The 19,091-nt window shown below is 59.5% G+C and carries 19 protein-coding genes and 2 pseudogenes; 2 read left to right on the forward strand and 19 right to left on the reverse strand.

What is annotated here, in order from left to right; translation table 11 throughout:
- Positions 1-549: 549 nt before the first annotated feature.
- From B0G81_RS00490 to B0G81_RS00510, 5 genes and pseudogenes are all read right to left on the reverse strand, one after another.
- Complete coding sequence (locus B0G81_RS00490) at positions 550-1,578, reverse strand: alpha/beta hydrolase (RefSeq protein ID WP_134132401.1); 1,029 nt, start codon at positions 1,576-1,578, stop codon at positions 550-552.
- A gap of 34 nt (positions 1,579-1,612) precedes the next feature.
- On the reverse strand, positions 1,613-2,038 hold the full coding sequence (locus tag B0G81_RS00495; RefSeq protein ID WP_134132403.1) for an organic hydroperoxide resistance protein: 426 nt from the start codon (positions 2,036-2,038) through the stop codon (positions 1,613-1,615).
- 173 nt (positions 2,039-2,211) lie between these two features.
- Positions 2,212-2,778: a TetR/AcrR family transcriptional regulator gene (locus B0G81_RS00500; protein ID WP_134142949.1), complete on the reverse strand. Its 567-nt coding sequence runs from the start codon at positions 2,776-2,778 to the stop codon at positions 2,212-2,214.
- A 207-nt stretch (positions 2,779-2,985) separates the two neighbouring features.
- Positions 2,986-3,150: pseudogene (locus B0G81_RS44330) on the reverse strand (integrase); the annotation flags it as partial.
- A gap of 270 nt (positions 3,151-3,420) precedes the next feature.
- A complete protein-coding gene (locus tag B0G81_RS00510) occupies positions 3,421-4,035 on the reverse strand; it encodes a TetR/AcrR family transcriptional regulator (RefSeq protein ID WP_134132405.1) in 615 nt (204 codons plus the stop codon).
- A 130-nt stretch (positions 4,036-4,165) separates the two neighbouring features.
- Between B0G81_RS00510 and B0G81_RS00515 the strand changes: the two genes are divergently transcribed.
- Positions 4,166-5,140: an SDR family NAD(P)-dependent oxidoreductase gene (locus B0G81_RS00515; protein WP_116122310.1), complete on the forward strand. Its 975-nt coding sequence runs from the start codon at positions 4,166-4,168 to the stop codon at positions 5,138-5,140.
- A gap of 161 nt (positions 5,141-5,301) precedes the next feature.
- Positions 5,302-6,048 carry an SDR family oxidoreductase gene (locus B0G81_RS00520; protein WP_134132408.1) on the forward strand — a complete coding sequence of 249 codons (747 nt, stop codon included), beginning with the start codon at positions 5,302-5,304 and terminating at the stop codon, positions 6,046-6,048.
- 48 nt (positions 6,049-6,096) lie between these two features.
- Here B0G81_RS00520 and B0G81_RS00525 read toward each other — a convergent pair.
- From B0G81_RS00525 to B0G81_RS00590, 14 genes and pseudogenes are all read right to left on the reverse strand, one after another.
- A pseudogene (locus tag B0G81_RS00525) lies at positions 6,097-6,387 on the reverse strand (phosphotransferase); the annotation flags it as partial.
- Positions 6,388-6,433: 46 nt separating this feature from the next.
- A complete protein-coding gene (locus tag B0G81_RS00530; RefSeq protein ID WP_243856324.1) occupies positions 6,434-7,201 on the reverse strand; it encodes an enoyl-CoA hydratase-related protein in 768 nt (255 codons plus the stop codon).
- A gap of 47 nt (positions 7,202-7,248) precedes the next feature.
- Positions 7,249-8,013 carry an OmpW family outer membrane protein gene (locus B0G81_RS00535; RefSeq protein ID WP_134132410.1) on the reverse strand — a complete coding sequence of 255 codons (765 nt, stop codon included), beginning with the start codon at positions 8,011-8,013 and terminating at the stop codon, positions 7,249-7,251.
- A gap of 184 nt (positions 8,014-8,197) precedes the next feature.
- Complete coding sequence (gene dmpG / locus B0G81_RS00540) at positions 8,198-9,220, reverse strand: 4-hydroxy-2-oxovalerate aldolase (RefSeq protein WP_134132414.1); 1,023 nt, start codon at positions 9,218-9,220, stop codon at positions 8,198-8,200.
- Between the two features lie 12 nt (positions 9,221-9,232).
- Complete coding sequence (locus tag B0G81_RS00545; RefSeq protein WP_134132416.1) at positions 9,233-10,183, reverse strand: acetaldehyde dehydrogenase (acetylating); 951 nt, start codon at positions 10,181-10,183, stop codon at positions 9,233-9,235.
- Positions 10,184-10,212: 29 nt separating this feature from the next.
- Positions 10,213-11,007 carry a fumarylacetoacetate hydrolase family protein gene (locus tag B0G81_RS00550; protein ID WP_243856325.1) on the reverse strand — a complete coding sequence of 265 codons (795 nt, stop codon included), beginning with the start codon at positions 11,005-11,007 and terminating at the stop codon, positions 10,213-10,215.
- An 81-nt stretch (positions 11,008-11,088) separates the two neighbouring features.
- Entirely contained in the window at positions 11,089-12,714 is a 1,626-nt protein-coding gene (locus B0G81_RS00555; protein ID WP_134132418.1) for a 3-(methylthio)propionyl-CoA ligase, read from the reverse strand.
- 46 nt (positions 12,715-12,760) lie between these two features.
- Entirely contained in the window at positions 12,761-13,603 is an 843-nt protein-coding gene (locus tag B0G81_RS00560) for an alpha/beta fold hydrolase (protein WP_134132421.1), read from the reverse strand.
- A 15-nt stretch (positions 13,604-13,618) separates the two neighbouring features.
- Complete coding sequence (gene bphC, locus B0G81_RS00565) at positions 13,619-14,491, reverse strand: biphenyl-2,3-diol 1,2-dioxygenase (RefSeq protein WP_134132423.1); 873 nt, start codon at positions 14,489-14,491, stop codon at positions 13,619-13,621.
- On the reverse strand, positions 14,488-15,336 hold the full coding sequence (hcaB, locus tag B0G81_RS00570) for a 3-(cis-5,6-dihydroxycyclohexa-1,3-dien-1-yl)propanoate dehydrogenase (RefSeq protein ID WP_116122317.1): 849 nt from the start codon (positions 15,334-15,336) through the stop codon (positions 14,488-14,490). Before hcaB ends, bphC begins: the two co-directional genes overlap by 4 nt.
- Entirely contained in the window at positions 15,337-16,548 is a 1,212-nt protein-coding gene (locus tag B0G81_RS00575) for an FAD-dependent oxidoreductase (protein ID WP_134132425.1), read from the reverse strand.
- Positions 16,545-16,868 (reverse strand): non-heme iron oxygenase ferredoxin subunit, encoded by a 324-nt coding sequence (locus B0G81_RS00580; RefSeq protein ID WP_134132427.1) that lies wholly within the window; start codon positions 16,866-16,868, stop codon positions 16,545-16,547. The genes B0G81_RS00575 and B0G81_RS00580 overlap by 4 nt, the downstream gene beginning before the upstream one ends.
- Positions 16,869-16,879: 11 nt before the next feature.
- Positions 16,880-17,428: a 3-phenylpropionate/cinnamic acid dioxygenase subunit beta gene (locus B0G81_RS00585; protein WP_134132429.1), complete on the reverse strand. Its 549-nt coding sequence runs from the start codon at positions 17,426-17,428 to the stop codon at positions 16,880-16,882.
- Positions 17,418-18,740, reverse strand: a complete 1,323-nt coding sequence (locus B0G81_RS00590) for an aromatic ring-hydroxylating dioxygenase subunit alpha (RefSeq protein WP_134132432.1) — start codon at positions 18,738-18,740, stop codon at positions 17,418-17,420. The genes B0G81_RS00585 and B0G81_RS00590 overlap by 11 nt, the downstream gene beginning before the upstream one ends.
- Between the last annotated feature and the right edge of the window lie 351 nt (positions 18,741-19,091).

Consider the following 19,091-nt stretch of genomic DNA (forward strand, 5'->3'; position numbering starts at 1 on the left):
AATATCGAGTCAGTCGTAGTACGACAGAGCGATTAAAGCGGCTCCGTGCTCGCGCGTGCGACGCCAGTTCACGAAAGCGCACGCGTCTTGCAAAGCCCCGAACTGTTCTGGGCAGCGTCTCCTGAAACCGCTGACAGCACCAAGCTGTATCGCCAACGTATCCCCCTGTCTAACGCGCACGCCCGTCATCTCAGCCTCGGGCTCGTCGAGGTAACTCAAACAGTCATATGTCGTAGCATTCATTTGGGGCCTCCATTCCTCGAGTGGTTGTGTAGCAACTCCACTTTGGCACATTGATGCCGTTCGGTTCTGGGGCCCTCAATGAGGCTCAGATCCCCGAAGGGAGGGCGGTGTCCATTCCATCTGGACCCACAACCGCCTCTCGCGGCGGCGGGAACCGACGCCTCAACCTGACCGCAGAGCAGAGTCTCGCAACTATTTGTCGGCGTCGGCAAGTCGGGATGCCGTGCACAGCCTGAAGACAAATGCCCTGATAGCCGCGGCACGATGCTGTTACTCGGGTGTGCCGCGGCCTCGAGGTCGCGCGGCTTACTTCAAACGCGCTTGCAACTCGTTGGCCAACTGCCTGGTTGCGGCTTTGGTCGGTGCGTCGCCTGCGAGTGCATTAAGCAGGCCAAAGTCGTGAATCGTACCGTTGTAGCGGACCGTGGTGACTTCATTGCCCGCGACGTCGAGTTTGCGACCGTAGGCTTCGCCCTCATCGCGCAGTACGTCGAACTGCGCCACCTGGATGAGCGCTGGCGGGAGTCCCTTCAACTGATCAATTGAAGCACGCAGCGGTGAAGCGTAAATCTCGCTACGCTGCTTCGGATCCTTTGTATAAGCGTCCCAGAACCACTTCATCATCGGCCGGGTCAGGAAATGGCCTTCCGGATAGGCATTGTACGAGCCGTCGCTGAAATTAACGTCCGTCACCGGCCACATCAGGCCTTGAAAGCGGATTGCGGGGCCCTGCCTGTTCTTCGCCATCAGGGAGACGACCGCGGCCATGTTGCCGCCGACGCTGTTGCCCACTACCGCGAGTCGGCTGCCGTCCACACCAATTTCGTTGCCATGTGCAGCGACCCACTCGGTGGCCGCATACGCCTGGTTGATCGCCACCGGGTAGTGGGCTTCGGGCGACGGCGTGTAATTGACGAACACCGCCGCTGCCCCGGATTGCACGACGAGGTCGCGCACCAGTCGCTCATGGGTCTGGAAGTCGCCAAGGATCCAGCCGCCGCCGTGGAAGAACATGAAGACCGGCAGCGCGCCGGTTGCGCCTTGCGGGCGCACAACCGTGATCGGCACGGTGATGCCGTCCTGCTCGATGGTCTTGTTCGACACGTCAATGCCGGACAGATCGACTTTCTCGCTGTTCTGCGCGTCAATCAGCACCTGGCGCGCTTGCGCCGGCGGCAACGTATTGATTGCCGGTCCTGTGCCGCTGTTCAGCGCATGCAGGAACCTGCTGGTCACCAGATCGGGCGTGTCCGGCGCTGCCGGGCTCGCGGAAAGGGCGATGGGGGAGGTGGCTGCAAGTACGGCGGCCAGCAGTAAGGGCTTGAAAGTCTTCATGGTTTGTTCCAGTGCAAGTCGGTTGGACGCGTGGTTAAACGATCGTGAGGGTGACGTCGATGTTGCCGCGGGTGGCGTTCGAGTACGGGCAGACAATGTGCGCCTTGTCGACCAGCGCCTGGGCCTCTTCGCGTGGCATGCCGGGCAGGGAAATCTTCAGTTCGACTTCGATACCGAAGCCGTTCGGGATCGCGCCGATGCCGACGCTGCCGTCGATCGAGACATCTGCAGGGATGACGACCTTGTCGCGCATTGCAACGAACTTCATCGCGCCGAGGAAGCAGGCGCTGTAGCCGGCGGCAAAAAGCTGCTCCGGATTGGCGCCTTCGCCGCCCGCACCGCCCAATTCCTTGGGCGTGGTCAGCTTGAAGTCGAGCTTGCCCGCGGGGACGACAGCGCGTCCGTCGCGTCCGCCTGTGGCGTGCGCATGGGCGCGGTAGAGAACTTTTTCGAGTGACATGGTGAGACTCCTTTAAAAGAGGACGGCAATCAGGCTTTACTATCTACTACTAGATAGATTCATCAACCAAAAAAAACAGACAATTTCGACATCATATGATCCATTGTCTATCTACTCAAAGATAGACAATGGGTGCAGACAAAGAGGTGGCTCGCCACCTCACATCGACTGCGTTATCGCGCAATCCTCACCGAGGCCTCGACATCTTCAAGTCGAGCCTTGGTGTGAAACAGCCGGCTCGCCAGCACACTGCCCTGAAAAGCCGCATAGAGGGCGCGCGCCGCGTTTTCCGGTCTGCTGTTCACCGCCAGCGTATGTTCCCGCAGACCTTGCGCCAGAACTTTGGCCAGCCAGCTTTCGTTAGCCTTAAAAAACGCTTGCACCGCTTGCCGGATGTTATCGGGCAGCGACCCGATATCGGCAGCGAGCATGCCGCACAGGCAGATTTGATCGCCATCACCCAGGGTCCTACCGAATAGCTTCCCGTATTTGTTGAGCTTGGCGTCGGCCGGTAACGAAGCATCGATTGCGTGGATGGCGTTGAGTACTTCCTTGCTGTACTCGTTAACCGCTTCCAGAACCAGATCGTCTTTCGACGGGAAGTAGTAGTGGATGCTCGAGGTCTTTACGCCAACCAGACTGGACAGATCACGATAGCTAAACCCGTTGTAACCACGCAGCATGATAAGCGTGATTGCATGGTCAAGAATCTGTTCCCGCACGGTCGTTGTCGTTTCCATTGGTCGAAATATATCTACTCGCAGATAGGTTGTCAAGTAAGTCGATCTTCTTGTTTCGCGGGAGCTGTCGACCGATTGCGATGTCACTGCGCTCGACCCGCAAACTGCCTCATGACCGACCGGTGTACCGCGCGCAACGGTCGCTGACGAGACAACGGCGAACGTCTCAAAGTGGCCGGCAAGCGCCCGCTCGCCGGTCATGGTCTGTCAAACCTCCATTTGCTCAGCCATCTCGAGCGCATCGCCCGCCCCAATCCCGAGGTAACGCACCGTACTTTCAAGTTTAGTATGGCCTAAGAGGAGCTGAACTGCGCGCAGGTTCTTCGTGCGCCGATAGATCAACGATGCCTTCGTGCGGCGCATCGTGTGTGTCGGGTGCCACCAATAATGAATAATGCGTCGTTGAAGTTAAGGCGATTTTTCAGCAAGAGTGGCGTCGAGCAACCAGCACGTGCCAAGGAAAATGAAATATCCGTCCCGCACTGCCGCAGTAAGTGAAAAAAAACTGTTGTGTTCCCATCGGCGCGCTTGGAGTCGATTGACCACGTCGCCACTTTGTTCATCAGACGACGAAACGCCCGGATCCGCCGCTCATGTCAGTTGTCGTGGTCATTTCTCAATGAATTTTTGTCCAATAACCCGTCAGACGCGTCGCGGCAGGAGCACCAAGTCGGCCGCTTCCTCGGCATCTTTGAGGAGCATCTTGCGCGGCACTCCTAGCTGTGCACGCATGGTTAGCCCACGCGCTAAATCCGTGACTTGGGTTGCGCGCGCGGCGACGGGAAAGTCAGATGGGATTTCTCCCGCGCTGATTGCGTCCCGGAAACGACCTTCCACCAGCGCGGTGCCACCAGCGGCCGCGTTTTGCAGGAACTGCCGGACCTCAGGGTCGTCCACAAGCGGCGCGACGCAAATCAGAAGGCAGCCCCGGGCGGACCCTTTCTCGGTCGCACTTTCGACGGCGTACCTCAGAAAGCCCGTGATCGAGTCGAGAAGACTCCGTGGTGAGAGGAGTGCCTTCGCGGCTGACGCGCCTTTCCGTTCTGCGTACGCCTTGAGGACCCGCAAGAATATGGCCCGCTTGTCCCCAAAGACGGCATACAGGCTCGGCCGTCCCACACCCATCCCGGCGACGAGATCGTCAATCGTCACTCCGTCGTAGCCTTTCGACCAGAACACCTGAGTCGCCTTTTCCAGCGCCCCTGTCTCGTCGAAGCTGCGCGGTCGGCCCCTCGGTCTAGCAGCATTTTGAATCATTTGGTTCAAAACTCCTTGACACTCGTCATCGCATCAATATATAACTGAATAGTTCGAAATTAGCAAGTCGTCCGTGGCCTCACGACCCGACCTTCCCCCCTTCCCCCTTCCCCCTTCCACCGAGACGCCCATGGAACATTCGATCGTGCTCGTCACCGGTGCCACCTCCGGGCTCGGTTATGCGGCTGCCAGCACACTTGCCGGAGAGGGCTGGCGCGAGATCATCGTCACTGGCCGTAGCTTGGCTCGGGTCCAGGAAACGGCCGCTCAACTCGCAGCGGAAACTAAAAGACAGGTCTTCACGCCGCTTGAACTGGAGTTGGACACGCCGGCCAGCGTCCAGTCCGCGCTCGCCGAACTCGTCAAGCGAGGTCGGCCGATCGATTTCCTACTGCTCAATGCAGGGATGGTTCCTGGCAAGGCGCGCGTGATCACTGCGGAGGGCGTCGAGGCTTCTCAGGCCCCGCTCATCGGTCATCATCAATTGACTGTCGGGTTGCTCCGCGCCAACCTGCTGAGCCCCAACGCGCGGATTGTCATCACCAGCGCGGAGCCTGCCCGAGGGGGCGTACCCATGTTCAAGTACACCGACGTGGACGCACTCGCTGCCAAATACCACCAGGGCGACCTGACCGCTGCTATGGAAGCCCTGATTCGCAACGGGCCGAACGTGAAGTACGTGCCCAACAATGCGTATGCCGACGCGAAGCTCTTCGTCGCCTGGTGGGTCGCAGCGCTGGCGCGGCGGCTACCCCCTGGCATGGCCGTGTACGCTGTCTCGCCCGGTGCGGCGACTGCGACCAACGTTTCGCGACAAGCTAGTCTGGCCGTGAAGTATCTGTTTATCCCGATCGCGAACCTCATTCCCGGCATGAATCAGACGCCGGAGACGGCAGCGGGCCGGTATATCCAGGCCTCGAAGTTCGGAACCGAGGTCTCAGGGCAATTCTTCGCCTCCGCTCAAGGGAAGTTCTCAGGCCCAATTGAGGCGCAGCTACACCCACACCTCCTCGATGGCGCTAATCAAGAAGCCGCGTGGCAGGCCGTCGTCAACGTCTCTGGCGTCAACTGGTCGTACGCGGAATCCTTACGCGCGGTGTCCTGAAGGCGCGCCAGTCGCGGCGAAATGGTCGCAGTTGCCAGAATCAGCGGGCGATTGCGTAGTTACATGATCGCCCACGGGCGATACGGTATTTTGAAATGAATAGTAGTGCAAAGTAGCCAAGTATCGGCAAAGTAACCCTAACCTTCTCAAGGAGAACACATATGAACCGGTACCAGGATAAAAAGGTGGTGATTATCGGCGGCACGAGCGGCATGGGGCTCGCGACAGCGAAGATGCTCCTCGACGGGGGGGCGCGCGTTCTGGTGACCGGCCGCTCGCAGGAGGGCTTGGAGTCGGCGCAGCAAGAGCTTGGGGACGGCGCGATCGTGGTTTCGAGTGACGCGCGGTCGCTAACCGACATCGACGCCCTCGCCGCTCAGGTGAAGACCGAGTTCGACACCATCGACCTGCTTTTCGTCAACGCCGGGTTCAGCATTCCAACGCCTCTCGGGAGCGTGACCGAAGCCATCTATGACGAGATGTTCAACCTGAACGCCAAGGGCCCCTTTTTCGCGGTCCAGCAGTTCGCGTCGCTGATCAATCGGGGAGGCTCCGTCGTCCTCACGACCTCCGTCGCCAACGTCAAGGGACTACCGGGCCAAGCCACCTACGGAGCCGCCAAGGCCGCGCTGCGATCACTCGCTCGGACGCTCGCCGCCGAGCTGCTTCCTCGCGAAATTCGCGTCAACGCGGTGACGCCCGGCCCCATCGACACGCCGATCCTCAACAAAGTGTTTCCCGATAAAGCCGTGGTCGCCCAGGTTAGGGAGAAGACGATCGGCATGATTCCGATGAAGCGCTTCGGCACGTCGGAGGAAATTGCGAAGGCGGTCCTCTACCTCGGGTTCGATGCGACCTTCACGACAGGCATGGAACTTCCAGTCGATGGCGGTTGGTCGCAACTCTGAAGGCGGTACGCGGGTACGGCCCTGATCTTTTAGATCGCGCGCTCGGGCGATTACCGATACGTCGTCGCAATAGCAGCGCGCATGCGCGACCGGCACCGCGGATCCGTTCAACGCACGTATCAAGCGATATTCTCGATCGATCGCGTGAGCAGACGACAATAGCGTGCCGGACGGCTTGCGGCGCAGGACATAGCGGGCGGATGGCGTCGTCAGCAAATAGGTTGGATTCGACTGGCCTCCCGAAAATTGCGATGCTTCGAGTGGCCCGCTAAAACCACGCAAGTTTCCGCCCAGCCACGACTCCAATCGCCGCACGTCGAAATCAGGGGCTCGCCTCATGGCGGCCTCATGCGACCGTGTATCAGGGTTGCTTTTATCCATCACGTTATTGAAGCTTCGAGAAATCGGGACGACGCTTTTCCTTGAATGCGGCCAAGGCTTCGCTGCACTCGTTCCCTGCCAATTGCTTGTCGATCGCATCGAATTCCGCGTTCATTTGATCGATGACTCTCCTGCGCTCACTCATCAACCGCTTCGTCGCTCTGATCGCGCCCGGCGCCTTCGCAGCGATAACCTCCGAAATCGCCTTCGCTTCGGCTCGAAGCTGGTCAGCCGGCACCGATCGATTAGCAATTCCCCACTCCACGGCGGTCTGCGCATCGACAGAGCGGCCGAGCGCGATCATCTCGAACGCACGAATGTTTCCGACCTGGAACGGAAGCAGGTAGCCCGACGCCGCTTCAGGAACAAGCGCCAGGTCGACAAACGGCGCGCTGAGTTGTGCGTCGTTTGCAAGGATGACGTAGTCGCAATGCAACAGCATGGTGGCTCCGACACCAATGGCTTTGCCTTGTACGGCGGCCACGACGGGAACCTCCATCGCGGCCAGACATCGTAGGAACCGCGCACCGCGGCTCTTGCCGATGCCGTCACGGATTGCCTCGGCGGAGAATTCGCCCAGGTCGCTTCCCGCCGAGAAGGTGTCGCCATCAGATTGAATGAGGACGGCGTTCACGCGCCCATAAGCGGCAGCTGATTCGAGCGCGTCCGCAAGCGCGCCGTACATCTCACCGGTCAACGCATTTCTCTTTTCCGGCCTGGATATCGTGAGACTCATTACCTTCCCATCGACCTGAACGTTGACGTCGCTCACGCTGAAATCTCCTTTTTTCCTATATCCATTCCTACTCGAGCCGCTGCTCAAAATCGATAAGAAATCCCAACGAAGCCGATGATGGGATTGGCCGTTATTCTCGACGTGTTGCTCAAAACGGTGGTTCCGTTGGCGCTGACTGCATCGAATCTTCCGGTCGTCTTTAGTGGAATGTAGGTAATCGAGCCCAACATGGACCATCTGTCGTTGAGGCGATAGGTCACCCCCGCAGAGAAGGCGGGGTTCCACGACGAGCTCGCCGATGCGTCAACCCTTCCGCCAGGTCCGGCAAACTGACCGAGCGCCCCACTAAATGCCGGATGAAGCTGGACGGAGCTGAACCACGTGTAGTTCAGTCCGACACCCAGGAATGGCCGCCACACACTGTCCTTCTTTCCAAAGTAGTACTTCACGAACAATGTGGGCGCCCACACCCGAGCCGATACCAATGGCTTGAGATCGCCGACCGGCATTGACGGCCCCTGCGGCCCAAGCGGGGTGGCAACGCCATGGGCGTAAAAATTCAATTTCGGCGGAATTCCCACTGCTCCTTCGATCGCAATATGCTCGGTTGCGAAGTAAGTTAGGAGAAGCTCCCCCGTGAAGGTGTTATGAATTTCCGCGCCTGTTCCAGGAGAGGTAAAAGTGCCGAACTGGGAGCTGCTTTTTAGTTCCTCTGCACTAGATTGCGTCATGTCGATCCACGTGGCGCCACCGGTTACCACAACGCTTCCCGCCTCCTGTGCGTACGCCGTACCCGCGAGACCGCACATCGAAATCGCCAGCGCGATCGAATTCAGTTGCTTCTTCATATTTCGTCTCCTCCGTTTTACGGCGACTTCAGTCCCGAAAGGCGCCGGCTGGGCTCTCAATGGCCATTACTCGTCGATATTCACTTTGCATTACTAATTACATGACTTACTGCTCCGATTATTTTTGCCGATTGAAAATCTCTCGCTTGACCGATCCGCAGCTATCCCCGGACCACCAGGTTCCCTACGACTGCTGAGCGTGAAGAAGATCGAGCGCCACGTCGACGATCATGTCTTCCTGCCCGCCAACCATGCGGCGGCGACCCAATTCGACAAGGATGTCGACGGTTCTCAGTCCGTATTTCCGAGCAGCGCTTTCGGAGTGACGAAGGAAGCTCGAATAGACGCCCGCATAACCCAGCGCCAGGGTTTCGCGATCGACACGAACGGGCCGGTCCTGTAGTGGACGAACCAGGTCATCGGCAGCATCCATCAAACTATAAAGATCACAGCCGTGGTTCCAGCCAAGCCGTTCGGCCGCGGCGATAAACACTTCGAGCGGCGCGTTTCCCGCACCGGCGCCCATGCCGGCAAGGCTTGCATCGATGCGGTCGCAGCCTTCCTCGACGGCGACGATGCTGTTGGCAACGCCAAGGCTCAAATTGTGATGCGCGTGAATGCCTGTCTCGGTGTCCGGCTTCAACACGTCCTTGAAGGCGCGAAAGCGCTCGCGTACGTCATTCATTCCCAATGCGCCGCCGGAATCGACGACGTAACAACACGTCGCCCCGTAGCTCTCCATGAGCTTCGCCTGCTGTGCAAGGTCGCGCGGGGTGGTCATGTGGCTCATCATGAGGAAGCCCACCGCCTCCATCCCGAGCTCTCGCGCGTACTCGATGTGCTGTTTGGAGATGTCGGCCTCGGTGCAATGGGTGGCTACGCGGACAATACGAGCGCCAGCATCATAGGCGTTGCGCAAATCGTGAATCGTGCCGATGCCGGGAAGCAGCAACGTCGCGACCTTCGCGTGCCTGACCGTTTCCGCCACCGCGGCAATCCATTCGAGATCGGTATGAGCGCCGAATCCGTAGTTGAAACTCGATCCTTGCAGCCCGTCTCCATGCGCCACCTCGATCGAATCGACTTTGGCTTCGTCGAGCGCTTTCGCAATCGCCGCCGCCTGTTGCACGCTGTATTGATGACGAATCGCATGCGAACCGTCTCGCAGCGTCACGTCGGAGATGTACAGTTTTTTGCCGAGTGTCATGCCGTGTTTCCCCTAGGTCGTAGCATGGGCGACCATCTCGGCGGCCATGCGTTCAGCACAAGCCTTCGCCGCGGAGGTCATGATGTCGAGATTGCCGGCGTAGGACGGCAGATAATGCGCGGCGCCCTCGACCTCGAGAAACACCGAGGTTTTGAGCCCTGTCATACGCGCGCCCACACCAGGGATATTCAAGGGTGCATGGGCTTCTATCCGATCGAACTGCACCCGTTGCTTGAGGCGATAGCCGGGCACATAGCGATTGACGGCGGCGACCATGTCCTCGATCGACCGCTCCACAGCCTCTTCGTCGGCCGAATCGGACAGACAGTAAACCGTGTCACGCATCATGAGGGGCGGATCGGCCGGATTGAGGATGATGATGGCTTTCCCCTTAGCCGCGCCGCCAACCTGCTCGATCGCTTTGGACGTCGTCTCCGTGAACTCGTCGATGTTCGCGCGCGTGCCGGGCCCAGCGGATTTGCTCGAAATGGAGGCAATGATCTCGCCGTAATGCACTTTTGCGACGCGCGACACCGCTGCCACCATCGGAATGGTCGCCTGGCCGCCGCAAGTCACCATGTTGACGTTTAGCGTATTGACGTGCGCGTCGAGATTCACAACCGGCACGCAGTACGGGCCGATCGCGGCCGGCGTCAGGTCGATCATGCGAACGTTGGGCTTGAGCTGCCGCAAGAATGCGTCGTTCTTCACATGCGCTGCCGCGCTCGTAGCGTCAAAAACGATATCGATGTCCCCAAACACTGACAGGCGCGTAAGCCCCTCGACGCCTTCGTGCGTCGTCGCGACGCCCATACGTGCGGCGCGCGCGAGACCGTCGGAAGCGGCATCGATGCCGACCATCGCACCCATCTCGAGATGATCACCATGTCGCATGATTTTGATCATCAGATCGGTGCCGATGTTGCCCGAACCGATGATCGCGACTTTCAACTTGCCTGTCATGAATTCTCCCGCTCGTTAAAATCGATCGCCTACGCGGCGATACAGGAAACTTTGCCTAGCCCGTCGACTTCCAACTGCAATGCGTCGCCTTCGCGTATAGGGAACATCGGCCCCAACGCACCAGACAGCACGACATCGCCAGCGCGAAGCGGATCGCCGAGTTGTTGCATCGTCTGGGCGAGCCACCAGGCGGCAAGAAGCGGATGGCCCAGACATGCGGCCCCGTGCCCCTCCGAGACAAGCTCGTCCGTTTTCAGGAAGCGCATCTGGCATGTAGCGAGATCGAGATCGGAAATGCGTTTCGGATCCGTGCCGAGGACATAAAGGCCGCACGAGGCGTTGTCCGCCACCGTATCGACGAGCGTGATGTTCCAGTTTTCGATCGCGCTGTCGACAATCTCGATCGCCGGTAGCGCGTACTCGATGCCATGCAGGAATCGGCCCCAGCTCAGTTCCTCGGTCAGGTCTCGCCCTATGACGAAAGCCACCTCGCCCTCGGCCTTGGGCTGAATCAGGCTACTGACCGGAATGTCTGCGCCGCTGACAAACTCCATGTCCCTGAACAGGACGCCGAAATCCGGCTGATCGACCCCAAGTTGTCGCTGGACCGCAACCGATGTCAGCCCAACTTTCTTCCCGCAAATTCGTTTCCCAGCGTCGATAGCACGGTTCGTGTTGAGCGCCGCTACCCGATACGCGTCGTGCAGACTCTCGATCCCGAACCTTTCCGAAATCCTGGAAACCGGGATACGCGTACTGCGGGCTTCGTATAAGGCATCCGCGGCTTGCTGAATAGATGAATTAGTCATACGTCCAACCGTCATGAACCAAAATCTTCGGCGCGGACTGCCGTTCGTTCCGCAGCCTTGAAATAGGTAATGTGTTTCATCGATAGACTTCGAAATTCAGCCCGTCGGAAATCGATGCTCCTTGAACTGCTCTCGCAGTGCGGCTTTTTGAAATTTGCCGGTCGCGGTCATGGGCATGGCATCGACGAAAACCACATCGTCCGGAACCCACCACTTCGCAACCTTTCCTTCAAAAAACTCCAGCAATTCATCTCGACTGACATTCGCGCCGGCTTTTTTTACCGCGACCAGTAATGGGCGCTCGCCCCATTTCGGATGGCGCACGGCAATGCACGCGGCCATATGCACCGCTGGGTGAGCCGCTGCAATGTTCTCGACGTCTATCGACGAGATCCATTCACCTCCGGATTTGACGACGTCCTTGCTGCGGTCGGTGATCTGCATGTAGCCATCCGCATCGATCGTCGCCACATCGCCAGTTGGAAACCAGCCATCCTGCAGCGGCGACGTGTCGTTGCCGTAGTACGAATCGATCACCCACGGGCCACGAACGAAGAGGTCGCCGGCCGCTTTGCCGTCCCAGGGCAATTCGCGACCGTCACCATCGTCGATCTTCATGTCTATGCCTGCAATCACAGGACCTTGCTTCTCGACGACCTTTTCTTGCTCGGATTCGGAAAGCGCGGCATGCTGACCTCGCAGCGTGCAGCTGGTGCCCAACGGCGAAGTCTCCGTCATGCCCCAGCCATGAAGCACGTCGACACCCAATCCTTTGAAGGCGCGAATCATCGAACGGGAGACGGCGGACCCGCCGATACCTGTCCGACGGAATGTCGAGAACGCGAGATTGTTCGACCGGACGTATTCGAGCAAACCCAGCCACACAGTCGGCACGCCGGCGGAGAACGTAATCTTCTCCCGCTCGAGCAGCTCGTAGAGAGAAGCGCCGTCGAGCCTGGGCCCCGGAAGCACCAGCTTCGCGCCGACGAGCGGCGCTGAATACGGCAGCCCCCATGCATTCACGTGGAACATGGGAACCACGGGCATGATGACCTCCGACGCTGAACAACTCAGCGAGTCGGGCAAGGCGGAAGCGTACGTATGCAGAACCGTCGAACGATGCGAGTACAGCACGCCCTTTGGGTTGCCGGTCGTACCGGACGTATAGCAGAGGCCTGATGCGAGGTTCTCGTCCAACATCGGCCATTCGTAATTTCCATCCTGCGCACCGATCAATTCTTCGTAGCAGAGCAGGGAAACCTTGCTAACGGCAGGCATGTCCTCGCGACCGGCCATCATGATCCATGCCTTGACTCCTGAGCACCGTCCTCCGATTTCCTCGACGAGGGGCAAGAACTGAGCGTCGAAACACACGTATGTGTCTTCGGCATCGTTGACGATATGGACGATTTGCTCAGGAAACAATCGTGGATTGATGGTATGGCAGATCGCACCCGCACCTGGCACGGCGTAGTAAAGCTCCAAATGGCGATAGCTATTCCATGCCAGTGTGCCGATGCGATCTCCTTGTCGCACGTCGAGCGCCTCCAACGCCTGGGCCAGCTTACGCGCGCGGAGCTCGCACTCCCGATAGGTATAGCGGTGAATGTCGCCATCACTGCTGCGCGAAACAATCTCGACGCCGCCGTTGTATCGGGCCGCGCGCCTTATGATCGAAGAGATGAGCAGGGGCGTGCTCATCATCCGGCCTGTCATTGCCATGGAATATCCCAGTTACGTCGTGATTCAACAATCGTCGGCGTCGTGTTCAACGCTCTTCCGCGAGGAAGGACGAAACGACTCGATTGAACCGATCCGCCCATTCCCATTGCGCCCAGTGGCCGCACTTCGGAAAGGTGTTGAGTTGGGCATTGGGAATACGCTTGACATAGATCATTCCGGTATCGAGCGGAACCACGCGGTCCTCTCTGCCCCAAATGATCAGTGTCTGGTGCGGCAGCGTCGCAAGGCCCGGGTCTCGCCAGAGTTCTTCGATCGGTTGTCCGGATTCCAGGCGCATCGGCGGCTGCGCAATGATGCGCGGATCCATTGCCGCTTCAAGTCTGCCTTTGACCAGTTCATCGGTGATCGCCGACTGATCGAACAAGCTCTCGCTGATGAAACTCTTCACCTTTTCCGCCGTAATGCCATCGCCCTCATAGGCGGTCGCCAACGTGCGGATCGCGGGCGTGGGCCATTGGCCAAGCGTCGGGAAGCCGCCGGCCGGCCCCATCAGCACGAGGCGGCCGATACGTTCCGGAGCAGTCAAGGCCATCTTTAGGGCAATCATTCCGCCAAGCGAATTGCCGATGATGTCAGCCTGCGTAATGGACAAAGATTCCATGAGACCGAGAATCGAGTTCGCCCACCAGCCAGGAATCGATACGCCGACCGGCCTCATGTCGGATTTGCCCCACCCGGCGAGGTCAGGCACGATGACACGGTGGCTGCGCGCGAAGAACGGCGCATTGCGGCTATAGTTCGACCAACCGGACGCGCCCGGTCCCGATCCCTGAAGCATGATCAGAGCCGGACCTTCGCCCGCCTCCTGGTAGTGAATTCGGGTGCCTTCGAATTCGACAAACGCGCTGCGGAAATTCACTTCACTCATGTTGTTCTCCCAATCTCACTGGCCGGTACGCTGATGGCCCCACACGCTGATCCGATCGTGACTCACCACCGTCCACGACTCGTCGACGCTCACCGCTCCCGCGCCGTATTCGACTTCAAACCCTGACGGCGTTCTCGCGTAAAAGGAGACCATCTGGTCGTTGGTGTGGCGACCCAACGTCATCGTGACCGGCACGCTCTGCTGCGTTGCGCGATCGAGCGCGAAGCCGACGTCGTCGATCGACGGGACCTGCAACATGAAGTGCTGGAGGCGCTTTGGAGCCGGCATTTCAGCGAAAGCCAACGTGTGATGCCGCGCGTTGCAGTGAAGGAAATGCAGTTCGAGCGTGCGATCGGGACCGATCGGCATCGTGATGATGTCGGACAGTTTGAAGCCCAATCCCCGGCAGTAGAATTTGAGCGCTGCCTTGACGTCAGGAACGAGCAGCACGATATGCCCAAGCCCCTGGTCGCCGGTTTCGAAACCGTCGACCACAGCCGATCGGAACGGTGCTTCGCCGCGTTCGGTCGCGCCCCAGTAGAGTTCCACTTGCATGCCGGACGGATCGGTGCAACGTGCTAGCTCGCGCACCTGCCGGCTGCGCGCGAGTTCGCCGGAATCGCTTTCGACGCTGTAACCCAGGTCCTGCAGGTGCCCGACCATTTGCGCGAGGGCTTCAGGCCCTTCCAGTTCGAACCCTGCATAGGCGATGTCATCGCGTTCACCTTGTTCAACCGAAATCCGCCAAAGACGGTTATCGATACGATAGCGATCACCGGACGCGCCATTTTCTCCAGGCATCAAGCCCAGGAACTCGGTCGCGTAACGTCTCCAGGCAGATAAGTCGGAAGCGTCGATTCCGATATAACCCAACGATTGCACCTTCATGCGACCGTCTCCTGATTGATTGAAAGTTTTTCGAGCAACCCGGCTCCGCCGCGGCTATCGATAAATCCTTGAACGGCTAACCCACCGTCGTGTCTCAGGACCGTTCCGGTCGCCGGCACGTTGTCTTCGCGTGATGCGAAGAAAACATAGGCGCCCGTGTAATCGGCCGGAGTCGGCAGGTGGCCGATAGGCACCACATGGCGGGCCATTTCGACGAACTGCTCCGCCGGAATCGTGGCATCCGAGAGTCCGAGCGACTTCACGCCGCTGAGGTTCGTAATCATTCCCCCCGGGGCAACGGCGTTGACGCGGACGAACGGCGCCAATTCGAAAGCGAGTTGCGTAACGATGCCGCGAATTGCGTGCTTGCTGGCCGTGTAGAGGACCCCGCCACCGTCCGACTGAAACGACGCGTTCGATGCCGTAAAGATCAGACTCCCGCGACTTTCGGCCAGCGCTTTTAAAGCGGCCTTGGCGAGCAGAAGATAGCCCTTCACGTTCACAGCGAACAATTCGTCGAACGCCGAAGAGAGTTTGTCTTCGGAGAGATCGACCAGTGCGGTCTTGAAATCCCAAATCCCGGCGTTCCCGATCGCGCAATCCAGGCGGCCGAACTGAGCGACCAATCCATTCACTGCGCGAAGGTTGTCCTCATACGACGTAACATCGCCCTGAAAGCCCATCACAGCATCACCGAGTGCATCGCGGATTTCGGCGATCCGATCGGCCGAGCGGTCAAGCACGCCCACCCGCGCACCCTCCGCAACGAACCGCTCGACGATTGCGCGGCCCAAGCCAGATGCGCCTCCTGTCACCAGCACGACTTGGTTTTCCAGTTTTTTCATTTAGTTCACCTTGTAGCTAAGCAAGCTGCGAAGCTCGGTAGAGGGATCGGCTAGCAGTTCGGTCGGCACAGCAATTTGCGACTCGACGAGCCTTTTGGCCATCGCGTACTCACGCGGGGCATCAACTGTCGCAACGCCTTCCACCCGTCCTCTCGATACGCGGAATACGGAAAAGGACGCGCCCGTCTCATCGCCCCGTATAACCATCCCTCCCGGACCCGTGAGCTCGCCAGCAAGTTGAATCTTTCGTCCTGCAATTTCGGTCCACGAGAACGCGATCTGAGGCTGCTCGTTCACGCACCCGATCATTGCGCATGCTGCGACGGCCGCCTGCGCCTGGCTGTTGAGAAAACTCTCGAGAGAGCGGCGCCCACCTTCTACGAGCGGCCACGAGGCAACATCACCGGCAGCGAAGATTCCGGGAACGGTGCTGCGGCCCGCGGCATCGACGACCACGCCGCGCATACACGCCGCACCAGCGGCTTGTGCGAGTTCGTCGCATGGTTGGGCTCCCACACTCAAGACGACGACGTCAGCCGGCAAGTAGGCGCCGTTCGACAATCTCACGCCGCGCGCCCGTGTATGGCCTTCGATCGAAGCGACCGTCGCGGATCGATGAATGACCACACCGAGTTGCTCGAGTTGAAACCGCGCCCAACGGCCCATAATTCGCCCGAGCGCACGCTCCATCAGTTCCTCGCCAGACTCGACGACAGTTACCGCATGCCCTGCCTTCCTCGCGGTGCTCGCGACCTCGCACCCGATCAGGCCACCACCAATGACGACGATCTCGCTCTGCGCCGCTAGCGCATCTCGAAGCGCGAACGCATCATCCAGCGCACGCAGCGTATAGACGCCTGGCAACGACACGCCGGGCAAGTCGACCTTGCGAGCCCGGGCGCCGGTCGCCAGCAAAATGCCGTCGGTCGCCACCGACGTGCCGTCGTCAAGCGCGAGTACGCCTCCGTCAATCGACACCGCGCGCGCCCCTCGACGCCAGTCGAGCTCCAACGTATTCAAGTCTTCCGTCGAGCACAGCACCGGCGGAGCGCCCCCGCACAGTGCTTCCTTGGATAACGCAGGTCGCTCGTACGGGTGCTGGACCTCCTCGCCGACCAGGATGATTCTGTCGCTATACCCATTGGCACGAAGCGTCTGCGCCGCGCGTACACCGGCGAGGCCCGAACCGACAATCGCAAGCGGCTGTTTCATATGCCGGCCTCAGGTTCAAGATCGATCAGTACCCGGTCACCCACTACCTTGATCGGAAACACTTTGACGTCGCGTATCGCCGGCGGCGCACAGACCTTCCCGGTCTTCACGCAGAACTTCGCCATATGCAGGCTGCATTCGATCAGGCCGCCGTCTAGATAGCCGTCTGACAAGGACCAGTCGCCGTGCGGACACTTGTCCTCGATCGCGTAGAAATTGCCGTCGATCTTGAACACAGCGACCGCCTCGGGTCCAGCGTCGATCCTCAGCCCGGCGTCGCTCGGGACGTCCAATACTGAGCAAACATCGGTAAACGACATTACGCTAACCCTCAAAGAAAGAAACTGAGGTTGTTCGCGAGAAACGTCGTCTGATCGAGCAAGATGCGCCGACTGACGATCTGAAATCCCGCGTCCGTCTCGACGCAGCGCAGGCGATCATGGCGCTCCCCGATCAGGTAGTCGGTTTGTCGTTCCGACCTGCTGCGATATGCGAGGAAGTTCGAGCGGACGAGGTATTCGCCCTGCCCAGCAGCGCTTGCGCGTACGTTCGTGATCAGATGCCGCGTGTGAGACGGCGGCTCCTCGGCCCATGCGGCGCCCGATTGGAGTTTGCGCAGACGAAGCTTGAGGTTCTCCTTGCTTTCGTCGAAATACGCGAGTTCATCAGGACTGGTCCATTCCACTTTTCGCTCGCGCGGCCCCACGTTGCGGCGGATCGGCATCACATAACGGAGGTCGTCGGCCATCAGCTCGATCCACTCCGCGATGTTCCTGCCGTCGAGAAGCTCGGCTTCGAGAAAGAGGAACTGTTCGATCGCAAAGTGCTCTGCTACCGAAACGGCGTTCGTGCGCGTCGCGGCGATTTCGTTAGCAACCATGGCCGGCCTCCTTGGCGCACGTATCGTTTTGCGTCGGAATGCACATCAACTTGAGCCAGTGGCCATAGAGTCGCCGTGCGGCCTCCTCGCTGTAACAGCCCTCGACAGTGCCGGGGAACGCGGGATCCGCAGCGGGATTCAGATCCTTACCCATCTGAATGCTCATGGTGGTACGGCGTGCCTGATGTCCGCGCAGCACGCGCTGGATCTCGACCCAGTTCTCGCCGTCGTCCTGTTCCCATGTTCCTGCGGGCGAGAAGGTACGCAACGTGGCTTGCCGGAGTTGCTCCTTCTCGGCAGGTGAAGCGTCGGAGTCGACCAGACAGAATGCCCAGACCTCGATTTCGCCAGGGCCGCGCGGATGCCAGACGCGGCAGCTGTTCACGCCCGCGAAAAATGAGAACGTGGGAAACACGGTCATGTGTTGCGCAGTAATCGCGCTCACGCCAGCATTGTGAGCGGCGTGCCGCTGAGCAAGGGCCATCGAATCGTATCCCGGCTCGCGCTCGCCAGCCTGCGACACAATCCAGTCTTCATGAAGGCCCGGGGCCAGGAAAAAGCCCGTGCCATGTCCTTGGTCAGATAACAATTGACGCCCCGGCAGCGGCAGTTCCTTGCCCGCATACTCCGGTGTTGTCGCAACTTGCACAGACACATGCGACATGATCCCGTGGTGCATATCGCTGGCGAATTGCTCGGCGGCAAGCTTCCAGTTGCAGGGGATGACCCACTTGTAGATCCCGCCGATCGGCTCCGTACCGGCAGGCGACCGATCGAGCAGTGCGTCCAGATACAGCGCAGCTTCGCCGAGCGATTCTTTCAGCGATTGTGCATGCTCGTCCCAGTTGGCGAAGATCAGGCCCTTGTAGCTTTCAACTCGAGGGACGCGCCTTGCAGGCCATTCTTCCTTGTTGAAACACGGCCCGTAGTGCTCCTCTGACGGCACGTTCACGAGAGCGCCGTCAATCCCATAGGCCCAACCGTGGTAACTGCATGTGAATGCCTTCGCGTTGCCCTGGTCCGCACGGCAAATCTTCATGCTGCGATGACGGCACTGATTGAGCAAGACGGCGACCGACCCGTCCTTTTGCCGAACTGCAACGACGGGATCCTCCGCCATGTAGGTGGAGAGGAAGTCCCCGGTCTTGGGAATATGTTTCTCGTGAGCGATGAACAGCCACGACCGCCCGAAGATGCGGTCCAGTTCCTGCTCGTAGATACCCTGGTCGGAGTAGACCAGTGGACTGATCGTCCCCGCCTCTTCGTCGAACAGCGCAGAGGCAGGATAGCCTTGAATGGTGGTATCAGGCACTTGCGTCTCCTAGATAGTTGCCCATGGCGAAGCATCGGCTCTTATTGCGGTATGCGGCCGTTGGTGTGAGCGTCGCGCGCATTTCCGTTACTGAAACAATAGGCGTTCGCGGACTGTCCACCTTTGCTCACAGCGCGGCAAAGCTTTGCTCGTCGGGCAGCGACATCCGCGGATCAGATGGCGATGCTTCGGGGGGCAGCATCAATGGATGATGCTGCCGGCCGCAGAGTGGAAACGTTGGGAGAGATGCCCGTTGTGACGGCATGACGAGCGTCATACCGCAGAGAGGGATGGACTTTAGTTGATAGCGCGTTCGCGCAGTGGAACGTGGCGGGTCAGCGCGAGCACGGG

Origin of the sequence: Paraburkholderia sp. BL6665CI2N2 (assembly GCF_004366535.1) — a bacterium.
Lineage (GTDB): Bacteria > Pseudomonadota > Gammaproteobacteria > Burkholderiales > Burkholderiaceae > Paraburkholderia.

What these genes read in the sequence shown, in the direction of transcription:
- B0G81_RS00490 (WP_134132401.1), bottom strand. Translation starts at nt 1,578, where the DNA reads ATGAAGACTTTCAAGCCCTTACTGCTGGCCGCCGTACTTGCAGCCACC.
- B0G81_RS00495 (WP_134132403.1), bottom strand. Translation starts at nt 2,038, where the DNA reads ATGTCACTCGAAAAAGTTCTCTACCGCGCCCATGCGCACGCCACAGGC.
- B0G81_RS00500 (WP_134142949.1), bottom strand. Translation starts at nt 2,778, where the DNA reads ATGGAAACGACAACGACCGTGCGGGAACAGATTCTTGACCATGCAATC.
- B0G81_RS00510 (WP_134132405.1), bottom strand. Translation starts at nt 4,035, where the DNA reads ATGATTCAAAATGCTGCTAGACCGAGGGGCCGACCGCGCAGCTTCGAC.
- B0G81_RS00515 (WP_116122310.1), top strand. Translation starts at nt 4,166, where the DNA reads ATGGAACATTCGATCGTGCTCGTCACCGGTGCCACCTCCGGGCTCGGT.
- B0G81_RS00520 (WP_134132408.1), top strand. Translation starts at nt 5,302, where the DNA reads ATGAACCGGTACCAGGATAAAAAGGTGGTGATTATCGGCGGCACGAGC.
- B0G81_RS00535 (WP_134132410.1), bottom strand. Translation starts at nt 8,013, where the DNA reads ATGAAGAAGCAACTGAATTCGATCGCGCTGGCGATTTCGATGTGCGGT.
- dmpG (WP_134132414.1), bottom strand. Translation starts at nt 9,220, where the DNA reads ATGACACTCGGCAAAAAACTGTACATCTCCGACGTGACGCTGCGAGAC.
- B0G81_RS00545 (WP_134132416.1), bottom strand. Translation starts at nt 10,183, where the DNA reads ATGACAGGCAAGTTGAAAGTCGCGATCATCGGTTCGGGCAACATCGGC.
- B0G81_RS00550 (WP_243856325.1), bottom strand. Translation starts at nt 11,007, where the DNA reads ATGACGGTTGGACGTATGACTAATTCATCTATTCAGCAAGCCGCGGAT.
- B0G81_RS00555 (WP_134132418.1), bottom strand. Translation starts at nt 12,714, where the DNA reads ATGGCAATGACAGGCCGGATGATGAGCACGCCCCTGCTCATCTCTTCG.
- B0G81_RS00560 (WP_134132421.1), bottom strand. Translation starts at nt 13,603, where the DNA reads ATGAGTGAAGTGAATTTCCGCAGCGCGTTTGTCGAATTCGAAGGCACC.
- bphC (WP_134132423.1), bottom strand. Translation starts at nt 14,491, where the DNA reads ATGAAGGTGCAATCGTTGGGTTATATCGGAATCGACGCTTCCGACTTA.
- hcaB (WP_116122317.1), bottom strand. Translation starts at nt 15,336, where the DNA reads ATGAAAAAACTGGAAAACCAAGTCGTGCTGGTGACAGGAGGCGCATCT.
- B0G81_RS00575 (WP_134132425.1), bottom strand. Translation starts at nt 16,548, where the DNA reads ATGAAACAGCCGCTTGCGATTGTCGGTTCGGGCCTCGCCGGTGTACGC.
- B0G81_RS00580 (WP_134132427.1), bottom strand. Translation starts at nt 16,868, where the DNA reads ATGTCGTTTACCGATGTTTGCTCAGTATTGGACGTCCCGAGCGACGCC.
- B0G81_RS00585 (WP_134132429.1), bottom strand. Translation starts at nt 17,428, where the DNA reads ATGGTTGCTAACGAAATCGCCGCGACGCGCACGAACGCCGTTTCGGTA.